Here is a 22,193-nt window from a genome sequence, read left to right as displayed (position 1 = left end):
CGCCACGCGGGCTATAGATCGAAAGGTGGGAGGCTGGACGAAGACCCGCTCGGTCTCGTTAGGGCTGCTTCCTTCCGGACCTGACCCGGTTGGCGAGTGAAACGTCCCTCGCCAACCTCCCGTGCGCTATATGGCCGGGGCCGGCGGCGGATGCAAGCGGCCGGACCGCAGCAGTGACACGGGAGAGCGAGGCATGGCTTCATTTCGGGCGCGGGCGCTCCACACCGCCTTGATCCTATCGGCCAGTTTCATTGCGCTGGGGACCACGGTGTCGGGGCAGGCCCCCGCTCAACCCTGGGCCGGACACTACGCCTTCGTACACGATGGCGGCCGCACGGCCGGTGGTTCTCCCATCGTCGTCACGTATCGCCTCGACATCGCGTCGGGCCGGGGAAACCGCGACTGTCTTCTCAGGATCGAAGGGTTTCAGACCGACGAGACCATCGTCTGCAAACTCGATGGCGACGCGACCTCGGTCGCGGTGAGATTCCACACCTACGGCGATGGGCGGCTCGTGAACGCCTACGGCACGAAGCTCTACGAGATCGGAAAGACGCTGTTCGCCCTACGCCGGACCGGACCGGTGGTTCTCACGGAGTGGCAAGCTCTGGGTCCGGACGGCGTCCGCCAGGGCACGGCGGGCACCGCGTTCGAACGGCAGCGCTGATCCTCTCGGGAGCGACCGCTGCCGTTCGCCTTACTCGGGCTTGCGCTTCACGATCGCAAAGGTCTTCGGGTCGAGCTTGAGGTCGAACTGCTTGCCGTTGGCGTCGATGGCGTCGTCCACCTCGATCTCGTCGCTCTCGACTTCGATCTTCTTCCACTTGGTGAAGCCCGCCTCCTTCAGCACGGCGTCGATCCGGGTCAGCTCGGCGGCGGTGGGCTCGCGGTCCGCGCGGGCCGCACCGGTAAGGGCGAGGCCGAGGGCGAGTGCGGCGAGGCCGGTGGTCTTGAACGACATGTGAACTCCTTAAAGACGGTCGAGGTGGGGTGCGAACGATGCACCGCATGATCCGGTTCCCGGTCCCTGCGAAGTCCTGCGTGCGCTAAGGTTGTTTCCGATCGAACTGCCGCCTACGCTTGTATCCGTCGAGCCGTCCCAAAGGGTTGAGAGCCATGGTCACCCGCGTCGCCACCGTCGCCTTCGAGGGAATCGAGGCGCGGGCCGTCGATGTGCAGGTCCAGATCGCGCCCGGCCTCGTGGCCTTCACGGTGGTGGGACTTGCCGACAAGGCCGTGGGAGAATCCCGCGAGCGGGTGCGCTCCGCCCTCATCGCCTCGGGGCTGGCGCTGCCGGCCAAGCGCATCACCGTCAACCTCGCGCCGGCCGATCTGCCCAAGGAAGGCTCCCATTACGATCTGCCCATCGCGCTCGCCGTGATGGCCGCCATCGGCGCCCTGCCGGCCGATGCCCTGGCCGGCTACTGCGTGCTCGGCGAACTGGCCCTCGACGGCACCATCACGGCGGTCTCCGGCGTGCTGCCCGCCGCAATGGCGGCCAATGCCCGCGGCCTCGGCCTCATCTGTCCGGCTGCCACCGGGCCGGAGGCGGCTTGGGCGGCGGGCGACATGGACGTACTGGCGCCGCGCTCGCTCATCCAGCTCGCCAACCACTTCAAGGGCACGCAGGTGTTGGCTCGCCCCGAACCCGCCATCGCCGCGTCGGGCGGTCCACTGCCGGACCTGCGCGACATCAAGGGCCAGGAGGGTGCCAAGCGTGCCCTGGAAATCGCGGCGGCCGGATCGCACAATCTCGTGTTCAATGGCCCGCCCGGGGCCGGCAAGTCGATGCTGGCCGCCCGCCTGCCCTCGATCCTGCCACCACTCTCCCCGCGCGAACTCCTCGAAGTCTCGATGATCCAGTCCGTCGCCGGTGCCCTCAAGGATGGGGCGCTGTCGAACCGTCGGCCCTTCCGGCAGCCGCATCACTCCGCCTCGATGGCGGCTCTGGTCGGCGGCGGGATCAACGCCCGGCCGGGCGAGGCGTCGCTCGCCCATGGCGGCGTCCTGTTCCTCGACGAATTGCCCGAGTTCACCCCACAGGTGCTCGATTCCCTACGCCAGCCCATGGAGACGGGGGAGATCATGATCGCCCGCGCCAACCACAGGGTGACCTATCCGGCCCGCTTCCAGCTCGTGGCGGCCATGAACCCGTGCCGCTGCGGTCAAGCCCTGGAGCCGGGCTACGCCTGCCGCAAGGGTCCGAACGAGCGCTGCGTCGCGCAGTACGGTGCCCGCATCTCGGGTCCGCTCCTCGATCGCATCGATCTGCGCATCGAAGTCGCCGCCGTCACCGCCGCCGACCTCATCCTGCCGCCGCCGGCGGAAGGCTCGGCCGAGATGGCGGCCCGGGTCGCCGCCGCCCGCGCCCTGCAGACGGCACGTTATGCTGCTCGGGATCTCGGACCCAGCGTCACCAACGCCTCCTGCCCGGCCACGGTGATCGAAGCGGTGGCGGCGCCCGATGCGGAAGGGGCCGCCCTGATCCGGAGCGCGGCCGAATCCATGCGCCTCTCGGCCCGCGGCTTCCACCGCACCCTGCGGGTGGCACGCACGCTGGCCGACCTCGACGGCGAGGCCCAGGTCCGTCGCATCCACCTCGCCGAAGCCCTGTCCTACCGCGGCCGCGCCGATCGGCCGGTGGCGGCGTGACTCAGCGCCCGTAGATGTCCTCGACCCGGATGATGTCGTCCTCGCCCGTGTACGAGCCGACCTGGACCTCGATGAGTTCGAGGGCGATCCTGCCCGGGTTGGTGAGGCGGTGCATCGAGCCGATGGGCAGGTAGACCGCTTCGTTCTCGTGGACGAGGACCACCCGGTCGTCGACGGTGACTTCCGCGGTGCCCCGCACCACCACCCAGTGCTCGGCCCGGTGATAGTGCTTCTGCAAGGAGAGTCGGCCGCCCGGCGTCACCATGATGCGCTTCACCTGGAAGCGTTCGCCGATGTCGATGCGCTGGTACCAGCCCCAGGGGCGGTACATCCGCCGATGGGCGTCGGCTTCCGGATGGGCCTTCTCGCGAAGCTGGGCGACGAGGTCCTTGACCTGGCCGGAGCGGGCCTTCGAGGTCACGAGCACGGCGTCCGGGGTCGCCACCACCACCACATCGTCGAGGCCGACCACGGTGGTGAGGAGTTCGCCCTCGCTGTGGATCAGGCTACCGTGGGTGTCGATGGTCTCGACCCGGCCGCGCACGGCATTTCCCGACGCGTCGCGGGGCAGGACTTCCCACACGGCGTCCCAGGTGCCGACGTCCGACCACGGGAACGAGACCGGGAGCACGCCGGCCCGCTCGGTCCGCTCCATCACGGCGTAGTCGATGGAGGTCTTCGGAGCCCGCGAGAAGGCGGAGCCGTCGAGGCGCAGGAAGTCGAGGTCGACCTGCGCGGCGTCGAGGGCCGCCCGGGTCGCCGACAGGATCTCGGGCGCCCGCGCTTCGAGCTCGGCCAGCATCACGTCGGCGCGGAACAGGAAGTAGCCGGAGTTCCACAGGGCGCCCTCGCCGATGAGGCGCTCGGCCCCGTCGCGATCCGGCTTCTCGACGAAGCGCTCGACGGCGTAGGCGCCCGGCACCCCATCGAGGCCCGCTCCGCGCCGGATGTAGCCATAGGCGGTGGCCGGCCCCGTCGGTTCTATGCCGAGGGTCATGATCCGGCCGGCCCGTGCACCGATGGCGGCCGCCTGCGCGGCGGCGACGAAGGCCGGCGTATCGCCGATGACGTGATCGGCCGCCAGGATCAGAACGACGGCTTCCGGATCGCGGCGGGCCGCATGCAGGGCCGCGACCGCCACGGCTGCGGCCGAATCCCTGCGCTCGGGCTCCAGCACGATGTCGGCCCGCACGCCGGCCTGGAGCAGCTGCTCGGCGACGATGAACCGTGCCTCGGCGTTGCTGATGATCGTCGGGCGACCGAACACGGCGGGATCGAGCACACGGCGCGCCGTGTCCTGGAAGGTCGAGCTGTCGGCGTTCACCAGGGGGGTGAACTGCTTCGGCATGCTCTCGCGCGAGGCCGGCCACAGGCGCGTACCCGACCCACCGCACAGGATCACGGGGTGGATCAGTTCGGAACGTGCCTGTGCCATGGTCGATCACTCACGCGAGGGGAGGGCCAGGGTCCAGCATGGACCGGGCCGCGTGGATCATTCCGCCGCTTGGCGCGCGGCGTAGCCCAGGCGGCCGTTCAACTCCTGGATGAGCTTGACCGCCGCCTCGGCGATGACGGTGCCAGGCGGGAAGATCGCCGAGGCGCCCGCTGCATGGAGGGCGGGGTAATCGCCCGGGGGAATGACGCCGCCGATGACGATCATCACGTCCTCGCGCCCCTGCGCGGTGAGCGCGGCCTTGAGTTCCGGCACCAGGGTGAGGTGGCCGGCGGCCAGCGACGAGACGCCCACGATGTGGACGTCGTTCTCAACTGCCTGCCGGGCGGCCTCGTCCGGGGTGGCGAAGAGCGGCCCGATATCGACGTCGAAGCCGAGATCGGCGAAGGCCGAGGCGATGACCTTCTGGCCGCGGTCGTGGCCGTCCTGTCCCATCTTGGCGACGAGGATGCGCGGACGGCGCCCGTCGTTTTCCTCGAACGCTTCCACGAGATGACGGACCGTCTCGACTGCCGGCGACATGCCACCCACCTCCCGCTTGTAGACGCCCGAAATCGAGCGGATCTCGGCTCGGTGCCGACCCCAGGCCTTCTCCAGGGCATCGGAAATCTCGCCCACGGTGGCCTTGGCCCGCGCCGCTTCGATGCCGAGTGCCAACAGGTTGCCTTCGCCCTGCGCCGCCTCGGTCAGTGCTGCGAGGGCCGCATCGACATCGGCTTGGCTGCGCTCGGCGCGCAGGCGCTTGAGCTTGTCGATCTGCAGCATGCGGACGTTGCCGTTGTCGACGCGCATGAGCTCGATGGCGCGGTCGTCGTCCGGCTTGAACTTGTTGACGCCCACGATGGTCTGCCGGCCGGAATCGATCCGGGCCTGGGCGCGGGCGGCCGCCTCCTCGATGCGCAGCTTCGGGATGCCGGCCTCGATGGCTTTCGCCATGCCACCCAATTCCTCGACCTCGCGAAGATGCTCCCAGGCGCGGGCGACGATGTCCTGAGTCAGCTTCTCGACGTAGTAGGAGCCGCCCCACGGATCGACCACGCGCGTCGTGCCACTCTCCTGCTGCAGGAACAGCTGGGTGTTGCGGGCGATGCGGGCGGAGAAGTCTGTCGGCAGCGCCAGCGCCTCGTCCAACGCGTTGGTGTGAAGGGACTGGGTGCCGCCCTGCGTCGCCGCCATCGCCTCGATGCATGTGCGGGTGACGTTGTTGAACACGTCCTGCGCCGTCAGCGACCAGCCGCTCGTCTGCGAATGGGTGCGCAGCGGCAGGGACTTGTCGGTCTTCGGCTCGAATTCCTTGACGAGCTTGGCCCAGATCAGGCGCGCAGCCCGCATCTTGGCGATCTCCATGAAGAAGTTCGTCGAGATCGCCCAGAAGAACGACAGACGCGGGGCGAATTGATCGATGGTCAGGCCGGCGGCGAGGCCCGCCTTGATGTACTCGACGCCGTCGGCGAGCGTGTAGGCCAGTTCGAGGTCGTTCGTCGCCCCGGCTTCCTGCATGTGGTAGCCGGAAATCGAGATCGAATTGAACTTCGGCATGTTCTTCGACGTGTAGGCGAAGATGTCGCCGATGATCCGCATCGAACCCGCCGGCGGGTAGATGTAGGTGTTGCGGACCATGAACTCCTTGAGGATGTCGTTCTGGATCGTGCCCGCGAGCTTCTCCGGCGGCACGCCCTGCTCCTCGGCCGCCACGATGTAGAGGGCCAGGATCGGCAGCACGGCGCCGTTCATGGTCATCGAGACGGTCATCTCGTCGAGGGGAATGCCGGAGAACAGTGTCCGCATGTCGTAGATCGAGTCGATGGCGACGCCCGCCATGCCGACATCGCCCGACACCCGCGGGTGATCGGAATCGTAGCCCCGGTGGGTCGCGAGATCGAAGGCCACCGACAGGCCCTTCTGCCCGGCGGCGAGGTTGCGCCGGTAGAACGCGTTCGAATCCTCCGCCGTCGAGAATCCGGCGTACTGCCGGATCGTCCAGGGCTGGGTGACGTACATGGTCGGGTACGGCCCGCGCAGGAACGGCGCCACGCCCGGATAGGTGTTCAGGAACTCGATGCCCTCGCGGTCCTCGGGTCCGTAGACGCCTTTCACCGGAATGCCCTCGGGGGTCATCCAGGGCTCGCCCATCGGCGGCACCGGGGCGGCAATGGCATCGGCCGCGTAGGCGACGGCGGTGAAATCGGGAATGCGGGAGGGCATGGATGCGTGCTCGTGCGGCGGCGTGTTGCCCGGCATTATAGGTAAGCGCGCGAGCCGGGCTACTGCTATCCACCGAACGGCTGGCTCGATGTCACGAAAATTTCGCGCGCCGTGTCTGGCCTTAAAATAATTTTGCCTCGGGATCGGGCAGATTTGCCGGCGGCAGGGCGATGGCTCGCTTCACTCCGCCGCCATTCGGCGCGGCGCCCAGTCCTCGACTTCGGCTGCCACCGCCGCGACGACGGTCCGCAGGTGCCATACCAGTTCCGAGAAGCCCGGCCCGAGTGCGAGGCTCGTTTCGTTCATGTAGAGGGCACGGTTGATCTCCACCTGAAGGGCATGGCGTCCGAGATTCGGTTCGCCGTAATGTTCGGTGATGAAGCCGCCCGCATAGGGCTTGTTGCGCAGGGTGCGGAATCCACGGGCACGAAGGTGGTCCTCGAAAGCCCCGATGAGCTCGGGCGCGCAGGCGGTGCCGAACCGGTCGCCGAGGATGAAGTCGGCCCGTGCGGACTCGTCCCGGCCGAGGCTCGAGGACGGCATCGAATGGCAATCGATGAGGATGGCGTGGCCGAACTCGCGGGCGGTGCGCTGGATCAGTCCGCGCAGGGTGCGATGATACGGTTTGTAGAGAGTCTCGATCCGGGTGACCGCGTCCTCCACCGGTAGGCGTCCGCGATAGATTTCCTGTCCGTCGGCGACCACTCGCGGCACGGTGCCGAGGCCGCCGGCCACCCGCATGGAGCGTGTGTTGGCGAACGCCGGCAATCGCCCGTCGAACATGCGTGGGTCGAGTTCGTAGGGCTCGCGGTTCACGTCGAGGTAGGCCCGGGGGAAGTGCGCGCTCATGAGCGGCGCGCCGAGATCCACCACCGGCGCAAACAGCCGGTCGACATGCGCGTCCTCCGACCGACGCAGGGTCAGGGCGTCGAGGCGTGAGGCCTCGACGAAGGCGCGCGGATACACGGCCCCGGAATGGGGCGCATTGAACACGAAGGGGAGGGTGTGGGCCTCAGGCTCGTCCACGCGGAAGGGCGGGTCGAACCAGGGATGTTCCGGAGAATCCGGAGGGGAGAGCGGTTCTGTCATCGCGGCGCGGGCGCCTCGGTCCGGGCGGGAAAACGCATGGCCCCACTGTGCGGGGCCGTGCGGGCCGTGTCTACCGTCACGGCGCCCGTCGCCCGCAGGCCACGGTGCCGTCGCACACCAAGCCCGGGGGGCGGCCGGCGTCCGTTGGCAACGTTCTGTTTACCAAGCTGGTGCTTTGTGGAAAGAACACAGCGACTCAAGGGCACAAGGCAACGTTCGATGAAGATCCTCCTCGCGGAAGACGACAACGACATGCGCCGGTTCCTGGCCAAGGCGTTGCAGAATGCCGGCTACGACGTGCTCTCGTTCGACAACGGCCTCTCGGCCTACAACCGGCTGCGCGAGGAGCCGTTCGAGCTGCTCCTCACGGATATCGTGATGCCCGAGATGGACGGCATCGAGCTGGCGCGCCGCGCCACCGAGCTCGATCCCGACATCAAGGTGATGTTCATCACGGGTTTCGCAGCTGTGGCCCTCAACCCGGATTCGAAGGCTCCGAAGGACGCCAAGGTGCTGTCGAAGCCGTTCCATCTGCGCGACCTCGTCAACGAAGTCGAGAAGCTGCTCGCGGCCTGAAAATCGCCTCAGGCCCCGCGGAACGCCGCAGTAGGAAGAGTCTCCGGGCTCGCCTATAAGCGATGTGGAACGCCTTGGGGCCCTGAGACATGAAGCCGGTCACGATCTACACCACCGCCTGGTGCCCTTACTGCTCGGCGGCCAAGAGCCTGCTTCGAGAGAAGGGCATCGTCTTCACTGAGATCGACGTCGAGAAGACGGCCGGCTCGCGCGCCGCCATGGTTCAGCGGGCCGGGGGACGCACCAGCGTGCCGCAGATCTTCGTCGGTGAGAGCCATGTGGGCGGCTGTGACGATCTTTACGCTCTCAACGGCGCCGGCAAGCTCGAGCCGATGGTGTCCGCCTCGTGACGGACGCATCCCGCTTCGTCGCCGCCTGCGTGCAGATGCGCTCGGGACGCGACCCCCTCGCCAACCGCGACGCGGCGGTCGCCCTGGTGCGCGAGGCGGCGGATGCAGGTGCCGATTACGTGCAGACCCCGGAGATGACCTCCCTGGTCGAGCGCAGTAAGGCAAGCCTGTTCGAGAAGGTCACCGGCCAGGACGAAGACCCGACGCTGGCGGCCCTGCGCGAGGTGGCGCGGGAGCGCGGCCTCGTTGTCCAGATCGGGTCGCTCGCCGTGCGCAACGGTGACAAGATCGCCAACCGTGCCTTCCTCATCGATGGGCAGGGGGCGATCACCGCGTCCTACGACAAGGTCCATCTCTACGACGTCGATTTGCCCAACGGCGAGCGCTGGCGCGAATCCGCCACGTATACGGGAGGAGCCTGTGCGGTGGTGGCCGACACGCCGTGGGCACCCATCGGCGTCACCATCTGCTACGACATCCGCTTCCCGGCCCTGTTCCGGGCGCTGGCCGAGGCCGGCGCCACGATCCTCACGGCGCCGGCGTGTTTCACCCAGCAGACCGGCGAGGCCCATTGGCACGTGCTGCACCGGGCCCGCGCCATCGAGACGGGATCGTTCATGATCTCGGCGGCGCAGGGCGGCCATCACGAGGACGGGCGGGACACCTACGGCCACTCGCTCATCGTCGATCCCTGGGGCAAGGTGCTGGCCGATGCCGGCGGAAACGAGCCCGGGGTGATCCTGGCGGAGATCGACCTGTCCCGCGTCACCGACGCCCGTGCGCGGATACCGGCCCTCCTGCACGCCCGGCCGTTCACCGTGGAGCGGATCGGGCATTCCGCCTGATCCCGACCCGAGTCCGCCCATGATCCGGTACACCCTCGTCTGCGATGGCAGCCACGCCTTCGAGAGTTGGTTTCCGTCGAGCGAATCCTACGACGACCAGGCCGCGCGTGGGCTGGTGGCGTGTCCGGTCTGCGGATCCGCGCGGGTGGCCAAGGGAATGATGGCCCCGGCCATCGCCCGCACCGATCGTGCGGTGGCTCGCAGTCCCGCTGCCGATGTGCCCGAGGTGACGCCAGTCCCCGCTCCTGCGCCGACACCCGTGTTCTCGGAGCCCGAACAGCGCGTTCGCGCGCTCATGCGAGCCGTGCGCGAGCACGTCACCAGCACTGCCGACGATGTCGGCACGGCGTTTCCCGAGGAGGCGCGCCGGATGCATTACGGCGAGAGCCCGACCCGCCCGATCTACGGCGAAGCCAGCCTCAAGGAAGCCCGAGCCCTCGTCGAAGAGGGTATCGAGGTGGCGCCCCTACCGCCCGCCCCCGACGACCGGCACTGACCCCATCAGCGCTTCGCGGCGGCCGTGCCCGAAATGGACGCGAGGACGAACGCCACCACGGCGTTCCAGCCGGCGAGCGAGACGCCCAGGAACCGCCAGGCGGCGGTGGAGCAATCGGCCACCCGCGTGGTCTCGAGGGTCGCGCGGAAATCCGTGACCGTGGCGGGTGCCGCCCCGGTACCCCCGCCGCAATCCGTCGGACCGGCCCAGAGCGCCCACTCGGCGCCGACGTGATAGACGCTCAACCCGGCGCCGTAGAGCAGCCCGAGGGCGGCCAGGCCCAGGGCAACGCGGCTCAGGCGTTCCGGAAGCACGAGGGCGAGGATCCCGAGGGGGATCGCCGCATAGTACGGAATGCGCTCCTCGAGGCAGAGCTTGCACGGCACGTAGCCAAGCACGAACTGGAAATAGAGCGCCGCCGCCAGGGTCACCACCGCGCCGACGACGAGGATCAGGGCGCTCCGGCGCAGGCGCAGCAGGGTCGCGTAGTTCATCTTACAGAAGCACCTTGAACAGGACGAAGCCGAGGATAATCACCGCGACCGCGATGGCTGCGACGACGTTGAGGTGCCGGTCGAGCACCCCGCGGATCTGAACGCCGTAGCGCCCGAGAAGTCCCGCCAGAAGAAAGAAGCGCGCGCCCCGGGTGACGAGGGACAGAACCACGAACCAGAACAGGTCGTAATGGGCGAAACCCGAGGTGATGGTCACGAGCTTGAATGGGATCGGGGTCAGCCCCTTCAGCAGGATCACCCAATGGCCGTACTCGGCGTAGGACGCCTGGAACGTCGCGGCCTTCTCGGACAGGCCATAGACCCGGAACACCCATTGGCCGACGGAATCGAACAGCAGGGCGCCGATGGCGTAGCCGAGCACGCCGCCGGCCACCGAGGTCAGGGTGGTGATGAGGGCGTAGAACCACACCCGGTCGGGCCGGCTCACCGCCATGGGCACCATCATCACGTCGGGCGGTACCGGGAAGAACGAGCTCTCGGCGAACGACACCGCGCCCAGCGCCCACGGCGCCGACGGCTTGCCCGCGAGCGCGAGGATCCATTCGTACAGGCGGCGGATCATGGACGGATCATGGGCTTGGCGGAATCCGGATGGATGGGGTGGAAAAGCACTGCCCTTTGAGCATAGGCCAAAGGGCGTGGCGAGCACGCGGCCGTGGAAAATCGCCACTGGCTCGAATCACGAAGGTGTGCCATGAGGCGTGCATCGCGGGCGTGGTGGAATTGGTAGACGCGCCGGACTCAAAATCCGGTTCCGCAAGGAGTGTCGGTTCGATTCCGACCGCCCGCACCATCGTCACGCTCCGGTCTCCAGAAATCGCCTGATCCAGCCGCCGAGGCGTGGTCCGTCGTTGGCTCGCGCCAGCGAGGCGAGGGCTGCTGCGTGCACCGCCGGCTCGTGCGGTACCGCAGGGCTGTGGCCGGCGACGAGGGCCAGGGCGTAGTCGGACGCGAATTCCGGGTGGACCTGGAACGAGATTGCGCGCCGGTCACGGTAATTGAGGATGCCGTACGGCGTGAAGCTGCTGCCCGCGAGGGTCAGGGTGCCGGGCGGCGGCTCCAGAACCTGATCCTGATGGATCGCCGGGACGGCGATTTCGGTGACGTCGTCCATCCAGAGTGCGCGTGCCTGGACCCGGTAGGTATGCAGGCCGATGCCCCAGCCCTTGGGCGATTTCGCCACCCGCCCGCCGAAGGCGGCGGCCATGACCTGATGACCGAAGCAGATGCCCACCAGCGGCGTTTCGGGCGGCACCGTGCGCAGGAACCCGATGAGGGCGGCGATCCAGGGCAGCGGTTCGTAGACGCCCGCTGGGGACCCGGTGATGAGGTAGGCGTCCTGCTCCGAGGGGTCCGCCGGAAGGGTCCCACGCGCGACGGCATAGTGCGTATAGGCATGGCCGGGCCCGACGAGATCGGCCACCATCCGCCCGTAGGACGGGTAGCGGTCACTCAAGCGCTCGGGCGGATCGCCGGTCTCGAGGATGCCGATCTTCATGACGGGCGGCTTACCAGGGCGCCGGCCGCACCGGAAGCTCAGGCCGCCGTCACCCGGGTGCTCAGGCGGGCCGGTGCCTTCGGTCGGATATCCATGGGGTTGCCGCGCCAGAGAACCGCGCCCCGCATCCAGGCGCCGATCCAGATCACCGGGAAGACAGCGTCGCGGACGAGGAAGGCGAGGAGAAGGCGCGGCCCACGATACCATCCAGCTCGAACCGCGAGGCCGTACTCCGCGCTGTACCAGAGGGCGGCCAGAGCGCACAGCCAACCCGCGAGAGTCGTCGATGGAACCGACAGGAGGGCGATGCCGAAGGGCAGGACCGGACCGGTGCCGATCTCGGGTGCGAAGAACGCCGGAAAGGTGACGCGGCGCAGGCGCGCCCAGCGCAACTGGCGCGCCCAGACTTCGGCGGGCTTTCGCCGCCCCAGGGGCTGCTCGAACGGGCTCGCCACGAGATGGACCCGGGCGCCGGCCGCCCGCACGAGCTTCGTCGCCGCCGCGTCCTCGGCGATCTCGGCCGCGAGGGCGCGGATGCCGCCGCGGGCTTCCAGGAACGGCTTGTGCCACAGCATGCTCTTGCCCTGGGCGAAGCCGAGGCCCACGGCCTCGCCTGCATATTGCCAGCGGGCCTGGAGGGTGTTGAGGAACGCGCATTCGATCTCGGCGATGAAGCCATCCGGTCGCGCGCCGATGGGCGTCGAGCAGACGAGGCCGGTGTCGTGACGCCATGCCGACTGGAGCCGCTGGAGATAATCCGGTGGCATCAGGACGTTGGAATCGGCCAACACCACCCAGTCGTGACGCGCCGCCTCCCAGCCGCGGACGCAATTGTTGAGCTTCGGATTGTCGCTGATTCGCTCGTCGCCGACGATGAGGCGGGACGGAATCTCTGGATGAGCGGCCATCAGGCGGTGGAGCAGCGGCACGATGGGGTCGGCCCGGTCGGCCACGCAGAAGATGAGTTCGTAGTCAGGATGCTCGAGGCGAAAGCCCCGGGTGAGCATCTCCTCGCTGAAGGCCTCGAGGCCGCAGACCGGGCGCACCAGGGAGATCGGCGCTTTCGTGGGGAAGATCGAGGCGCCGCGCCGTCCCCCGAGACGCAGACCCGCCAGCCCGAGGCTGGCGAAGTTGATCAGCGTCAGGGCGAGACACAAGATCAGGGCAAGGTCCGTTCCGGTCCAGGCGTCCATCATGTCCGGGTCTCCCGCGCCGAGGCCGACATCGTGCCGCGCCCCGGTCGTCCGAACGGCCCTAACAGCCCCTCGGCTTCAGTCGTATGACAAGGTCTGCGGGATGGGCGGCGTAAGGGCGGGAATGCGGGGGATGGTCCACGGAGCGGAGGCCGCGGGGGCGTGACGGTCCCGCCCATCGTCTATCACCCGGACTATCAGGCGAGCCTGCCGGACGGGCACCGCTTCCCCATGGGCAAGTACCGCCGCCTGTCCGAGATCCTCCAGGCGCGGGGCCTCGCGCCGGGGGGATTCGTGCGTCCCGAGCCGGCGGATGTGGATCTCATCGCCGGGGTGCACGACCGGGCCTACGTCGAATCCGTCTTCGCCCACGACGTCCCGCGCGCCGTCGCGCGGGAGATCGGGCTGCCCGTGGAAGCGAGCGTGGTCGCGCGTTCGCGGGCCTCCGTCGCCGGGACCCTGCTGGCGGCGCGACTCGCCCTGGCGCATGGCCTCGCGGGAAGCGCCGCCGGGGGGAGTCACCATGCCCGCCGCAGCGGCGGGGCCGGGTTCTGCATCTTCAACGATGTCGCCATCGCGGCCCGTACCCTTCACCGGGAGGGCACCATCGCCCGCGCCGTGGTGATCGATTGCGACGTGCACCAGGGCGATGGCACCGCCGATTGCCTGTCGGGCACGCCGGACCTGTTCACGTTCTCGCTCCACGCCGAGAGGAACTACCCGGCCCGCAAGATCGCAGGCGACCGCGATGTCGGCCTGCCCGACGGGCTCGAGGACGCGGCATACCTCGCCGCTCTAGGAGCCCATGTCGGCCCCCTCCTCGATGCGCTCGCTCCGGATCTCGTCTTCTACAACGCCGGCGTCGATCCCCACCGCGACGATCGTCTCGGTCGCCTCGCCCTCACGGATGCGGGGCTGTCCGCTCGGGACCGCTTGGTCGTCGCGGCGGCGCGATCCCGCAACATTCCCCTCGTGGCGGTGATCGGCGGCGGCTACGCAACCGATATCGATGCCCTCGCGGCCCGCCATGCCGGTGTGTTCGAGGCCATGGCGGCGCAGGCCGCCTGAGCGTCACGCCCGGTCCGGGTCGCCTTTGGGAAGATCCCGCGCGAATCGCTCCATGGCGTCGAACAATCGAGCCAGATCCGCACCCTCGATGGTGTGGAAGCCGAGCGTCCGCGTCAGGAGCAGGCCGAGCGTCGCGAAGGTCAGCACCGCACCCGCGCCGGGGCAGCGGGCGACGTCTTCCATCTGGGCGAGGCGGTCCTTCAGGAATGTGTTGAAGCCTGCGAAGGCCTCGGGATTCTCCGCCGATGCCAGCAGGAGGGCGCGGGGAAATCCCTCTTCGTCGGCGTAGACCTGCCGGACATGGGCGATGAGCGCCAGAGGGAGAGCGGCCGGACCGGGTCCCTGAGCCGCCTCGTGGGCCGCGATGCTGTCGCGGATCATCCCGAGCTTGCGCTCGGCCAGCGCCTGGATCAGCGCGTCTTTCGAGCTGTAATGATGCAGCACGCCGCCCTTGCTCAGGCCGGCCTCCGCCGCCACCGCATCGATGGTCAGGGTGCGTGTCCCCACGCGGCGGATCAGGCGCTCGGCCGCATCGAGGATGATCGCCGGGCGGTCTTCGCGCCGCGTGCGCGGTTTGGTCATCACGTTCCTATTTCTAAAAACCGTCTGGACGGTCGGTAAGATAGCCGATAAGGATCGCCACCGATAGGGTCGCGCGAGGGACGAGCGGGAAGCGATGACGGATTTTTCACCGATCCGATCCTGGCCGGCTCTCCTCGGCGCGGCGCTTTTCGTGACCGTGGCCGTCCTTGCCGCAGTTCCCGTCCCCGCGGCGGCCGACGAGAGCGTTCGTTCTGGCGCGGACAGGATTGCCGGCACCGACAGGAGCCAAGAGCTCGCCCTGGTTCGCACGGTGGTGGCCCAGCGCACCACCATCAGTTCGGACCTCATCTTCACCGGGGACATCGAGGCGCAGTCTCAGGTCAACGTCTCGTTCCGCACCGCCGGCAAGATCGCCAGCCGCCTCGTCGAGGTCGGCGATCACATCCGGGCCGATCAGGTTCTGGCGCGCCTCGATCCGCAGGAGCAGCGGGCCAACCTCGACAACGCGAAGGCGGCGCTGACGTCGGCCGAAGCCCTGCTGACGCAGGCCAAGGTCAGCTTCAAGCGCCAGGAAAGCCTGATGGCCGGCGGCTACACCACGCGGCCGAGCTACGACGACGCCGAGCAGCAGTTGCGCACCACGCAGGCGGCGGTGGAATCCGCCAAGGCGGCCCTCGGCACGGCCCAGGAGCAATTTTCCTACACGGATCTCAAGGCCGGGGTCGACGGAATCGTGCTCAGCCGAACCTTCGAGGTCGGCCAAGTGGTCCAGGCCGGCCAGACCGTGATGGTCATGGCGCAGGACGGCCCGCGCGACGCGGTGTTCAACATCTTCGAGGCGGTGCTGGCGGCACCACCCGAAAGCGAGACCGTCGCCGTCGCCCTCCAGGCCGACCCCAAGGTGACGGCGGTGGGCCGCGTGCGCGAAATTTCGCCGAGCGTGGATTCCGCTTCCGGCACCGTGAGGGTCAAGGTCGGGCTCCAAGCGACCCCGCCGGGCATGAGCCTCGGCGCCGTGGTGATCGGCACCGGCAAGTTCCACGCGCGCCAGGCCATCGTCCTGCCGTGGTCGGCCCTCTACCGCTGGCAGGATGGTCCTGCGGTGTGGGTACGTGATCCGAAGGACGGCACCGTGGCGCCGCGCAAGGTCACCCTGGAGCGCTACGCCCCCGATACCATCGCGTTGGCGGGCGGGATCGAGCCCGGCGAGGAAGTGGTCATCGCCGGTATCCAACTGCTCCGACCGGGCCAGGTCGTCGCCGTCGCCCAGACCCTGGGGGTTGCCCCGTGAACCATCACCCCGCTCCTGCCGTCGTGGCTTTCCTCGCGGTCCTCGTCTCGGGGGGCTGCAAGCCGGAGCAGGAGGCCGGTCCGGCCCCTGTTCGCCCAGTGCTGACCACCACGGCCAAATCGGTCGCAACGGAAGTCTTCGGCCCCTTCGCGGGGGTCGTGGCACCGCGCTACCAGTCGGAGATCGGCTTCCAGATCGCCGGACGCATGGTGGCCCGCGACGTGACCGTGGGCGATGTCGTGAAGAAAGGGCAGCGCCTCGCCGCCCTCGATCCCGTCGTGCCGCGCTTCGCCCTGACACGTGCGGAGGCGGACCTCGCCGATGCCGAGGCCCAGGCCGAGAATGCCGGCGCGACGGAGAACCGCCGCCGCAAGCTGCTCGCCGGCGGAAACGTCACCCAGGCTCAACTCGACAGCGCGGTCGCCAGCCGCGACACCGCCCAGGCCCGTCTCGCCCAGGCCCAGTCCAGCCTCCAGAAGGCCCGCGACCAGATCGGCTACACCGAACTCCACGCCGATTTCGACGGCGTCGTCACCGTGCGGTCGGCCGAAGTCGGTCAGGTGCTCAGCGCCGGCCAGGCGGTGCTGACCCTCGCTCGCCCCGAGGAGCGCGAGGCGGTGGTCGACATCCCGGAGGACCTCGTCGGCGCCATGCCGAAGGACGCGGTGTTCACCGTCGCCCTCCAGAGCGCACCCGACGTGACGGCCACGGCCAAGGTCCGCGAGACCGCGCCGTTCGCCGACCGTGTCACCCGGACCCGGCGCATCCGCATGACCCTGCTCGCTCCTTCGCCGGCCTTCCGCCTCGGCTCGACCCTCACGGTCTCCCTCTCGCGGAACGTCGCGCCCCGCTTCGTCCTGCCGGCGACGGCACTGTTGAATACGGATGGCCAGGATTCGGTCTGGCTCGTGGACGCGAGCGGCAAGACCGTGACCCGCCGTCCCGTCACCGTGACGGGACGGAACGGCAGCCGCGCCACCGTCACACAAGGCCTGGCCGCCGGCGACCGCGTGGTCGTCGCCGGCATCCATTCGCTGAGCGAAGGCCAGGCCGTGCGCCTGCCCGACGCCACGCCGTAACCGGTCGGAAGCGAGACTGACCCCGTGAAGAACTTCAACCTGTCGGAATGGGCCCTGGAGCACCGCTCCTTCGTCTGGTTCCTGATGCTGATCTCGGTGATCGCCGGCGTGCTGGCCTACGAGAAGCTCGGCCGCGAGGAGGACCCGCCCTTCGCCATCAAGACCATGATCGTGCAGGCGCGTTGGCCCGGCGCCACCATCGGCGACACCCTCGATCAGGTGACCGAGCGAATCGAGAAGGAACTGCAGCAGATCGACGCCGTCGATTTCAGCCGCTCCTACACCACGCCCGGCCAAGCCACGGTGTTCGTGCAATTGCGCGAGACTACGCCGCCGAAGACGATTCCGGCGATCTTCTATCAGGTCAGGAAGCGCATCGGCGACATCCAAGGCACGTTCCCGCAGGGAATGCAGGGCCCGTTCTTCAACGACGAGTTCGGTGACGTGTTCGGCAACGTCTACGCCTTCACGGCGGACGGCGTCAGCATGCGCCAGCTCCGCGACTACGTGGAACGGGTGCGCGCTGCGGTGAAGTCGGTGCCCAACGCCGGGAAGATGATCCTCCTCGGTGCCCAGGACGAGGTGATCTACCTCGACTTCTCCGTGCGGAAGCTCGCGGGCCTCGGCCTCGACATGAATTCCGTGATCAGAACCCTGCAATCCCAGAACGCCATCACGCCGTCCGGTGTGATCCAGGCCGGGCCCGAGCGGGTCTCCGTAAGGGTCGGCGGGCAATTCATCTCCGAGGACAGTCTCAGGGCCATCAATCTGCGGGTCAACGACCGTTTCTTCCGCCTGTCGGACGTCGCGGAGATCTCACGCGGCTTCACCGATCCACCGACCGCCCTGTTCCGCTTCAACGGCGAGCCGGCCATCGGTCTCGCCATCGCCATGCAGCCATCGGGTAATCTCCTCACCTTCGGCCACGACCTCAAGGCTCGCATGCGCAAGCTCGAAGGCGAGTTGCCCGTAGGCGTCGGCATCCATCTCGTGTCGGATCAGCCCAAGATCGTGGAGGAGGCTGTGGGCGGCTTCACCAAGGCCCTGGTGGAGGCGGTGGTCATCGTGCTCGCCGTCAGCTTCGTCAGCCTCGGCTGGCGCGCCGGCCTCGTGGTCTCCCTGTCGATCCCCTTGGTGCTCGCCATCGTGTTCGTGGTGATGCAGGTGATGGGGGTGACCCTCCAGCGCATCTCCCTCGGCGCCCTCATCATCGCCCTCGGATTGCTCGTGGACGACGCGATGATCACCGTCGAGATGATGGTGGCGCGCCTGGAAGTCGGCGACAACCTCAAGAAAGCCGCGACCTTCGCCTACACCTCCACGGCTTTTCCGATGCTCACCGGCACCCTCGTGACCGTGGCGGGCTTCCTGCCCATCGGTTTCAACGGGTCCTCTGCGGGCGAGTACACCTACAGCCTGTTCGTCGTCATAGCCGCGTCGCTCCTCGTCTCCTGGGTGGTGGCGGTGCTGTTCGCGCCCCTCATCGGCGTGAAGCTCCTGCCGGCAACCATGAAGCACAAGGACCACGACAGGCCCGGTCGCCTGATGCGGATGTTCACGGCGGCGCTGCTCGCTGCCATGCGCTGGCGCTGGACCACGGTGGCGGCCTGCATCGGCCTCCTGGCCGCCGCCATCGTCGGCATGGGCCACGTCCAGCAGCAGTTCTTCCCGGCTTCCGACCGGCCCGAACTCCTTGTCGACATGACGCTTCCGCAGAATGCCAGCATCGCCGAGACCAAGGCCCAGATGGACCGCTTCGAAGCGACCCTGAAGGGCGATCCCGAGATCGCGCGCTGGAGTTCCTATGTCGGTCAGGGCGCCGTACGCTTCTACCTGCCCCTCGACCAGCAGCTCGGCAATGCCTTCTTCGGCCAGATCGTCATCGAGACGAAATCCATCGAAGCGCGCGAGCGCATGAAGACGAAGCTCGAGGCGCTGGCCCGAGACCAGTTCGTGGGCACCGATTTCCTCATCCACTCCCTCGACCTCGGCCCGCCCGTGGGGCGTCCGGTGCAGTACCGCCTCAGCGGTCCCGATCTCCAGGCCCTGCGTGGGCACGCTCTGGCGCTCGCCAACATCGTCGGCGGCAATGCCCACCTCAACGTGCCGACCTTCGACTGGAACGAGCCCGGCAAGGTGCTGAAGGTCGACATCATCCAGGACAAGGCGCGCCAGCTCGGGGTCACGTCCGAGGATATCGCCGGGCTGCTCAACGGCATCGTCGGTGGCCGGGCCATCACCCAGGTGCGCGATTCGATCTACCTCGTCGACGTGGTCGGCCGTGCCCAGGCAGTGGAGCGCAACTCCCTCGACACCCTCCAGACCCTGCAGATTCCGCTGGCCAACGGCAGCGTGGTGCCGCTGCTCGCCTTCGCCACCATCGGCTACGAGCTGGAGCAGCCCATCGTCTGGCGCCGGGACCGCTTGCCGACCATCACGGTCCGCGCCTCCATCGCGGACGGCACCCAGCCCCAGACCGTGGTGACCGAGCTCGACAAGAGCATCACCGCCTTCGGAAAGTCGCTCCCCGACGGCTACACCCTCGCGGTGGGCGGCGCCGTGGAGGAGAGCGCCAAGGGCCAGGGGCCCATCGCGGCGGTGGCCCCCGTGATGCTGCTGACCATGGCGGTGTTCCTGATGATCCAGCTGCAGAGCTTCCAGAAGCTGTTTCTCGTCGCGAGCGTGGCGCCCCTCGGGATCATCGGCGTCGCGGCCGCCCTTCTCCTGTTCGACAAGCCCATGGGGTTCGTGGCGATCCTCGGAATCCTCGCCCTCATCGGCATCATCGTGCGCAACTCGGTGATCCTGGTGACCCAGATCGACGAGTACGAGCGCGACGGGCTGGCTCCCTGGGACGCCGTGGTCGACGCCACCTGCCACCGCATGCGTCCGATCCTGCTGACGGCGGCGGCGGCGAGCTTCGGTCTCGTCCCCATCGCCCGCGAGGTTTTCTGGGGGCCGATGGCCTACGCCATGATCGGCGGCATCCTCGCCGCCACCTTCCTGACCCTGTTCTTCCTGCCGGCCCTCTATGTCGGCTGGTACCGGATCAAGGCGCCGCCGAAGGGCACGCCTCGGAAGACGCATGGCGCCGACGGGCAGGTCCACGCCGCCTGAATTCTTCGGCCTGATCAGTCCGCCCCGGCGCGCTCCACCGTCGCGTCGGGGCGCGAATCCGTCGAGGCGTAATACGGCTTGATGTCGAGGAGCGGCGTGCCGTCGCGACAATCGAGGCCGCGGACCCTGACATGGACGCCGTCGATCCCGAGGTTCTCCACCACCGACAGGGCGATGGGGTTGGGCCGGGCCGGCGAGCGAAGCGAGAACGTGCCCCGGCTCCCGTCGGCATGGCGCGGGCGCTGGCGGATGATGTCGCGGGCGGCCTCGTCCATCCAGTAAAGCACGATGAGATGGCTCGCGCCGGAGAGGTTCTGTAAGCCGGGGGTATAGGCCGGATCGAGCACCAGGGTGCAGACCGCATCGGTCTGGAGGCCGTTCTTCGGGCAGTCCCAACGTCCGGGCCACGGCGTGCGGATGCGGCCGATGAAGTACACGCCCGCGTCGAAGGCCTCGGGCAGCGGGATGGTGTCCTCTCCGGGACGGCGTTCGGCGGTCTGCGTCATAGGGAAAGGGCTCCGGCTGAACCGGCATGTCGGATGCTTTGGCACCCCACCGCAACCCTGCGGCCGGTCGCGCCACGCGCGGCGGCGGTGTACAGCCCCGTGCGGGGATTCAGCGAGGAGACACCGTGATCCGCGACGAATTGCGACCGATGGAATCCGTATCCGATCCCGAGACCGCCGTGGACCGGCTCGCCGCCCTACACGCCGGGGCCACGGATGCGCTGCAATCGGCGTTGGCCCGTTACCTCGACGGCGGTCCGGCCCCCGACGCGACGGAGCGGCTGCAATTCCGCTACCCCGAGTTGCGCGTCACCTATCAGCCGTCGGGGCCGATGCCGCAGGTCACCCGCGCGACGGCGAAGTTCCAGGCACCGGGCACCTACGCCACGACCGTGACCCAGCCGGGACACTTTCGCGGGTATCTCCTCGAACAGCTGACGCCGCTGGTCCGCGACTACGGCGCGAGCCTCGAAGTCGGCTTGAGCGCGCAGGAAATCCCGTATCCCTACGTCCTCGAGCCCGGCCTCGATCTCGGGCGAAGCGGAGTCACGCCCCGCGATCTCGCCACCTACTTTCCCGTCCCCCTTCTGTCCGTGGTGGGCGACGAGATCGCCGACGGCCTGTGGCAGGACGCGCCCGACGCGCCGCGCCCCCTGGCCCTGTTCGATGCGATCCGGACCGACTATTCCCTGCGCCGCCTCGTTCACTACACCGGCAGCGACTGGGGCGACGTGCAGCCCTGGATCCTGTTAACGAACTACCATCGCTACGTCGACGGTTTCATCCGCCACGGCCTCGAACGCCTCGCGCGCGGCGACGACGGCTTCGAGCGGATGATCCTGCCCGGCGGCATCTCTGTTTCGCAGGGGGAGGCGGCGTCCGTCGATCCGACGGCGCTCATCGCCGCATCGCCCTGGCACAAGTACCAGATGCCCGCCTATCACCTTGTGGCGCGCGGACCCGACGGCAGCCAGCAGGGCACGACCCTGGTCAATATCGGCGTCGGTCCGTCCAACGCGAAGACCATCACCGATCACCTCGCGGTGCTGCGCCCGCATTGCTGGCTCATGGTCGGCCATTGCGGAGGTCTGCGCCAGTCGCAGACCATCGGCGACTACGTGCTCGCTCATGGCTATCTGCGCCGTGACCGGATCCTCGACGAGCTGGTCCCGCCCGATGTGCCGGTGCCGGCGCTCGCCGAAGTGCAACTCGCCCTCCAGGCCGCGGCCGCCAGCGTCACCGGGGAGGCCAGCGACGCTCTCAAGCGCCGCCTTCGCACCGGCACCGTGGTGACCTACGACGACCGGAACTGGGAACTGCGCTTCTCCCAGGAGCGGCGGCGGATCAACCTGTCGCGCGCCATCGGCGTCGACATGGAGAGCGGCACCGTCGCGGCCCAGGGCTACCGCCTGCGGGTCCCCTACGGCACCCTGCTGTGCGTGTCGGACAAGCCGCTCCACGGCGAGATCAAGCTGCCGGGCGCCGCCAACGCCTTCTACGAGCGTGCCGTCGCCGAGCACCTCCTCATCGGTCTCTCGGCCCTCGATATCCTGCGCGCCGACCGTCACGGCCTGCATTCGCGCAAGCTGCGGAGCTTCGACGAACCGCCGTTCCGCTAGAGCTGCGCTCGACCACGTTGGGCCGGGACACATCGCGAGGCCTGTGTTTTGGCGCGCTTTTTTCCGCCGAACCGGCATCCACTTCGGCGGAGAGCGCC

Annotated in this window: 21 protein-coding genes, 1 tRNA gene and 1 other RNA gene; 12 read left to right on the top strand and 11 right to left on the bottom strand. The window is 68.5% G+C overall.

Features of this window, described 5'->3' with window-relative positions; genetic code table 11:
* Positions 1-24: 24 nt before the first annotated feature.
* An RNA gene (ffs, locus tag ASF25_RS21650) (signal recognition particle sRNA small type) lies at positions 25-121 on the bottom strand.
* A 72-nt stretch (positions 122-193) separates the two neighbouring features.
* Between ffs and ASF25_RS00825 the strand changes: the two genes are divergently transcribed.
* Positions 194-667, top strand: a complete 474-nt coding sequence (locus ASF25_RS00825; protein ID WP_056302697.1) for a DUF5991 domain-containing protein — start codon at positions 194-196, stop codon at positions 665-667.
* Between the two features lie 30 nt (positions 668-697).
* Here ASF25_RS00825 and ASF25_RS00820 read toward each other — a convergent pair whose 3' ends face one another.
* Positions 698-961 carry a PepSY domain-containing protein gene (locus ASF25_RS00820; RefSeq protein ID WP_056171805.1) on the bottom strand — a complete coding sequence of 88 codons (264 nt, stop codon included), beginning with the start codon at positions 959-961 and terminating at the stop codon, positions 698-700.
* Between the two features lie 155 nt (positions 962-1,116).
* Here ASF25_RS00820 and ASF25_RS00815 point away from each other — a divergent pair, with 155 nt between their 5' ends.
* Complete coding sequence (locus ASF25_RS00815) at positions 1,117-2,652, top strand: YifB family Mg chelatase-like AAA ATPase (protein WP_056171803.1); 1,536 nt, start codon at positions 1,117-1,119, stop codon at positions 2,650-2,652.
* 1 nt (position 2,653) lies between these two features.
* Here the strand turns inward: ASF25_RS00815 and ASF25_RS00810 are convergent, their stop codons facing one another.
* The 3 genes from ASF25_RS00810 to ASF25_RS00800 all read right to left on the bottom strand — a co-directional run bounded on the left by ASF25_RS00810 (position 2,654) and on the right by ASF25_RS00800 (position 7,399).
* Positions 2,654-4,087, bottom strand: coding sequence for a mannose-1-phosphate guanylyltransferase/mannose-6-phosphate isomerase (locus ASF25_RS00810; RefSeq protein WP_056302695.1), 1,434 nt, complete (start codon positions 4,085-4,087; stop codon positions 2,654-2,656).
* Positions 4,088-4,144: 57 nt separating this feature from the next.
* A complete protein-coding gene (scpA, locus tag ASF25_RS00805) occupies positions 4,145-6,310 on the bottom strand; it encodes a methylmalonyl-CoA mutase (protein WP_056172175.1) in 2,166 nt (721 codons plus the stop codon).
* Between the two features lie 180 nt (positions 6,311-6,490).
* Complete coding sequence (locus tag ASF25_RS00800; RefSeq protein WP_056302693.1) at positions 6,491-7,399, bottom strand: N-formylglutamate amidohydrolase; 909 nt, start codon at positions 7,397-7,399, stop codon at positions 6,491-6,493.
* Between the two features lie 219 nt (positions 7,400-7,618).
* On the opposite strand from ASF25_RS00800, the gene ASF25_RS00795 reads away from it, so the two are divergent.
* The 4 genes from ASF25_RS00795 to ASF25_RS00780 all read left to right on the top strand — a co-directional run bounded on the left by ASF25_RS00795 (position 7,619) and on the right by ASF25_RS00780 (position 9,666).
* Positions 7,619-7,975 (top strand): response regulator, encoded by a 357-nt coding sequence (locus ASF25_RS00795; RefSeq protein ID WP_003603128.1) that lies wholly within the window; start codon positions 7,619-7,621, stop codon positions 7,973-7,975.
* A gap of 89 nt (positions 7,976-8,064) precedes the next feature.
* Positions 8,065-8,325 carry a glutaredoxin 3 gene (grxC, locus tag ASF25_RS00790; RefSeq protein WP_056171797.1) on the top strand — a complete coding sequence of 87 codons (261 nt, stop codon included), beginning with the start codon at positions 8,065-8,067 and terminating at the stop codon, positions 8,323-8,325.
* Positions 8,322-9,170 (top strand): carbon-nitrogen hydrolase family protein, encoded by an 849-nt coding sequence (locus tag ASF25_RS00785; protein ID WP_274533790.1) that lies wholly within the window; start codon positions 8,322-8,324, stop codon positions 9,168-9,170. The genes grxC and ASF25_RS00785 overlap by 4 nt, the downstream gene beginning before the upstream one ends.
* A gap of 19 nt (positions 9,171-9,189) precedes the next feature.
* Entirely contained in the window at positions 9,190-9,666 is a 477-nt protein-coding gene (locus tag ASF25_RS00780) for a DUF1178 family protein (protein ID WP_056302691.1), read from the top strand.
* A gap of 5 nt (positions 9,667-9,671) precedes the next feature.
* Here ASF25_RS00780 and ASF25_RS00775 read toward each other — a convergent pair whose 3' ends face one another.
* Both ASF25_RS00775 and ASF25_RS00770 read right to left on the bottom strand, forming a co-directional pair.
* Positions 9,672-10,160 carry a disulfide bond formation protein B gene (locus ASF25_RS00775; RefSeq protein ID WP_056302689.1) on the bottom strand — a complete coding sequence of 163 codons (489 nt, stop codon included), beginning with the start codon at positions 10,158-10,160 and terminating at the stop codon, positions 9,672-9,674.
* Position 10,161: 1 nt separating this feature from the next.
* Entirely contained in the window at positions 10,162-10,743 is a 582-nt protein-coding gene (locus ASF25_RS00770; RefSeq protein WP_056171790.1) for a YqaA family protein, read from the bottom strand.
* Positions 10,744-10,889: 146 nt separating this feature from the next.
* Here ASF25_RS00770 and ASF25_RS00765 point away from each other — a divergent pair.
* A tRNA-Leu gene (locus tag ASF25_RS00765) sits at positions 10,890-10,974 on the top strand.
* A 3-nt stretch (positions 10,975-10,977) separates the two neighbouring features.
* On the opposite strand, the gene ASF25_RS00760 is transcribed toward ASF25_RS00765, so the two are convergent.
* Both ASF25_RS00760 and ASF25_RS00755 read right to left on the bottom strand, forming a co-directional pair.
* On the bottom strand, positions 10,978-11,679 hold the full coding sequence (locus ASF25_RS00760) for a glutamine amidotransferase (protein ID WP_056302686.1): 702 nt from the start codon (positions 11,677-11,679) through the stop codon (positions 10,978-10,980).
* Positions 11,680-11,717: 38 nt separating this feature from the next.
* Positions 11,718-12,875: a ceramide glucosyltransferase gene (locus ASF25_RS00755; protein WP_056302684.1), complete on the bottom strand. Its 1,158-nt coding sequence runs from the start codon at positions 12,873-12,875 to the stop codon at positions 11,718-11,720.
* A gap of 159 nt (positions 12,876-13,034) precedes the next feature.
* Between ASF25_RS00755 and ASF25_RS00750 the strand changes: the two genes are divergently transcribed.
* The gene (locus tag ASF25_RS00750; protein ID WP_056266004.1) at positions 13,035-13,940 is read left to right on the top strand and encodes a histone deacetylase; all 906 of its coding nucleotides are present in this window, start codon (positions 13,035-13,037) and stop codon (positions 13,938-13,940) included.
* Between the two features lie 3 nt (positions 13,941-13,943).
* Here the strand turns inward: ASF25_RS00750 and ASF25_RS00745 are convergent, their stop codons facing one another.
* Positions 13,944-14,522 carry a TetR/AcrR family transcriptional regulator gene (locus ASF25_RS00745; protein WP_056302681.1) on the bottom strand — a complete coding sequence of 193 codons (579 nt, stop codon included), beginning with the start codon at positions 14,520-14,522 and terminating at the stop codon, positions 13,944-13,946.
* A 94-nt stretch (positions 14,523-14,616) separates the two neighbouring features.
* Here ASF25_RS00745 and ASF25_RS00740 point away from each other — a divergent pair, with 94 nt between their 5' ends.
* From ASF25_RS00740 to ASF25_RS00730, 3 genes are read left to right on the top strand one after another with little or no spacing between them, the layout of a single operon-like run.
* Positions 14,617-15,774: an efflux RND transporter periplasmic adaptor subunit gene (locus tag ASF25_RS00740; protein WP_056302679.1), complete on the top strand. Its 1,158-nt coding sequence runs from the start codon at positions 14,617-14,619 to the stop codon at positions 15,772-15,774.
* Between the two features lie 23 nt (positions 15,775-15,797).
* The gene (locus tag ASF25_RS00735; protein ID WP_244472877.1) at positions 15,798-16,853 is read left to right on the top strand and encodes an efflux RND transporter periplasmic adaptor subunit; all 1,056 of its coding nucleotides are present in this window, start codon (positions 15,798-15,800) and stop codon (positions 16,851-16,853) included.
* 24 nt (positions 16,854-16,877) lie between these two features.
* A complete protein-coding gene (locus ASF25_RS00730; RefSeq protein WP_056265998.1) occupies positions 16,878-19,970 on the top strand; it encodes an efflux RND transporter permease subunit in 3,093 nt (1,030 codons plus the stop codon).
* Between the two features lie 14 nt (positions 19,971-19,984).
* Here ASF25_RS00730 and tsaA read toward each other — a convergent pair whose 3' ends face one another.
* Positions 19,985-20,476, bottom strand: coding sequence for a tRNA (N6-threonylcarbamoyladenosine(37)-N6)-methyltransferase TrmO (gene tsaA, locus ASF25_RS00725; RefSeq protein WP_056302675.1), 492 nt, complete (start codon positions 20,474-20,476; stop codon positions 19,985-19,987).
* A 149-nt stretch (positions 20,477-20,625) separates the two neighbouring features.
* Between tsaA and ASF25_RS00720 the strand changes: the two genes are divergently transcribed.
* Positions 20,626-22,095, top strand: a complete 1,470-nt coding sequence (locus ASF25_RS00720; protein ID WP_210166257.1) for an AMP nucleosidase — start codon at positions 20,626-20,628, stop codon at positions 22,093-22,095.
* The last annotated feature ends 98 nt before the right edge of the window (positions 22,096-22,193 follow it).

It is taken from the genome of Methylobacterium sp. Leaf100 (assembly GCF_001422845.1).
Taxonomy (GTDB): Bacteria; Pseudomonadota; Alphaproteobacteria; order Rhizobiales; family Beijerinckiaceae; genus Methylobacterium.
This window is presented reverse-complemented; position numbering and strand designations above follow the sequence as displayed.

Bases quoted from the DNA above. Each gene is read 5' to 3' on its own strand.
- ASF25_RS00825 (WP_056302697.1), top strand. From the start codon at position 194: ATGGCTTCATTTCGGGCGCGGGCGCTCCACACCGCCTTGATCCTATCG.
- ASF25_RS00820 (WP_056171805.1), bottom strand. From the start codon at position 961: ATGTCGTTCAAGACCACCGGCCTCGCCGCACTCGCCCTCGGCCTCGCC.
- ASF25_RS00815 (WP_056171803.1), top strand. From the start codon at position 1,117: ATGGTCACCCGCGTCGCCACCGTCGCCTTCGAGGGAATCGAGGCGCGG.
- ASF25_RS00810 (WP_056302695.1), bottom strand. From the start codon at position 4,087: ATGGCACAGGCACGTTCCGAACTGATCCACCCCGTGATCCTGTGCGGT.
- scpA (WP_056172175.1), bottom strand. From the start codon at position 6,310: ATGCCCTCCCGCATTCCCGATTTCACCGCCGTCGCCTACGCGGCCGAT.
- ASF25_RS00800 (WP_056302693.1), bottom strand. From the start codon at position 7,399: ATGACAGAACCGCTCTCCCCTCCGGATTCTCCGGAACATCCCTGGTTC.
- ASF25_RS00795 (WP_003603128.1), top strand. From the start codon at position 7,619: ATGAAGATCCTCCTCGCGGAAGACGACAACGACATGCGCCGGTTCCTG.
- grxC (WP_056171797.1), top strand. From the start codon at position 8,065: ATGAAGCCGGTCACGATCTACACCACCGCCTGGTGCCCTTACTGCTCG.
- ASF25_RS00780 (WP_056302691.1), top strand. From the start codon at position 9,190: ATGATCCGGTACACCCTCGTCTGCGATGGCAGCCACGCCTTCGAGAGT.
- ASF25_RS00775 (WP_056302689.1), bottom strand. From the start codon at position 10,160: ATGAACTACGCGACCCTGCTGCGCCTGCGCCGGAGCGCCCTGATCCTC.
- ASF25_RS00770 (WP_056171790.1), bottom strand. From the start codon at position 10,743: ATGATCCGCCGCCTGTACGAATGGATCCTCGCGCTCGCGGGCAAGCCG.
- ASF25_RS00760 (WP_056302686.1), bottom strand. From the start codon at position 11,679: ATGAAGATCGGCATCCTCGAGACCGGCGATCCGCCCGAGCGCTTGAGT.
- ASF25_RS00755 (WP_056302684.1), bottom strand. From the start codon at position 12,875: ATGATGGACGCCTGGACCGGAACGGACCTTGCCCTGATCTTGTGTCTC.
- ASF25_RS00745 (WP_056302681.1), bottom strand. From the start codon at position 14,522: ATGACCAAACCGCGCACGCGGCGCGAAGACCGCCCGGCGATCATCCTC.
- ASF25_RS00740 (WP_056302679.1), top strand. From the start codon at position 14,617: ATGACGGATTTTTCACCGATCCGATCCTGGCCGGCTCTCCTCGGCGCG.
- tsaA (WP_056302675.1), bottom strand. From the start codon at position 20,476: ATGACGCAGACCGCCGAACGCCGTCCCGGAGAGGACACCATCCCGCTG.
- ASF25_RS00720 (WP_210166257.1), top strand. From the start codon at position 20,626: ATGGAATCCGTATCCGATCCCGAGACCGCCGTGGACCGGCTCGCCGCC.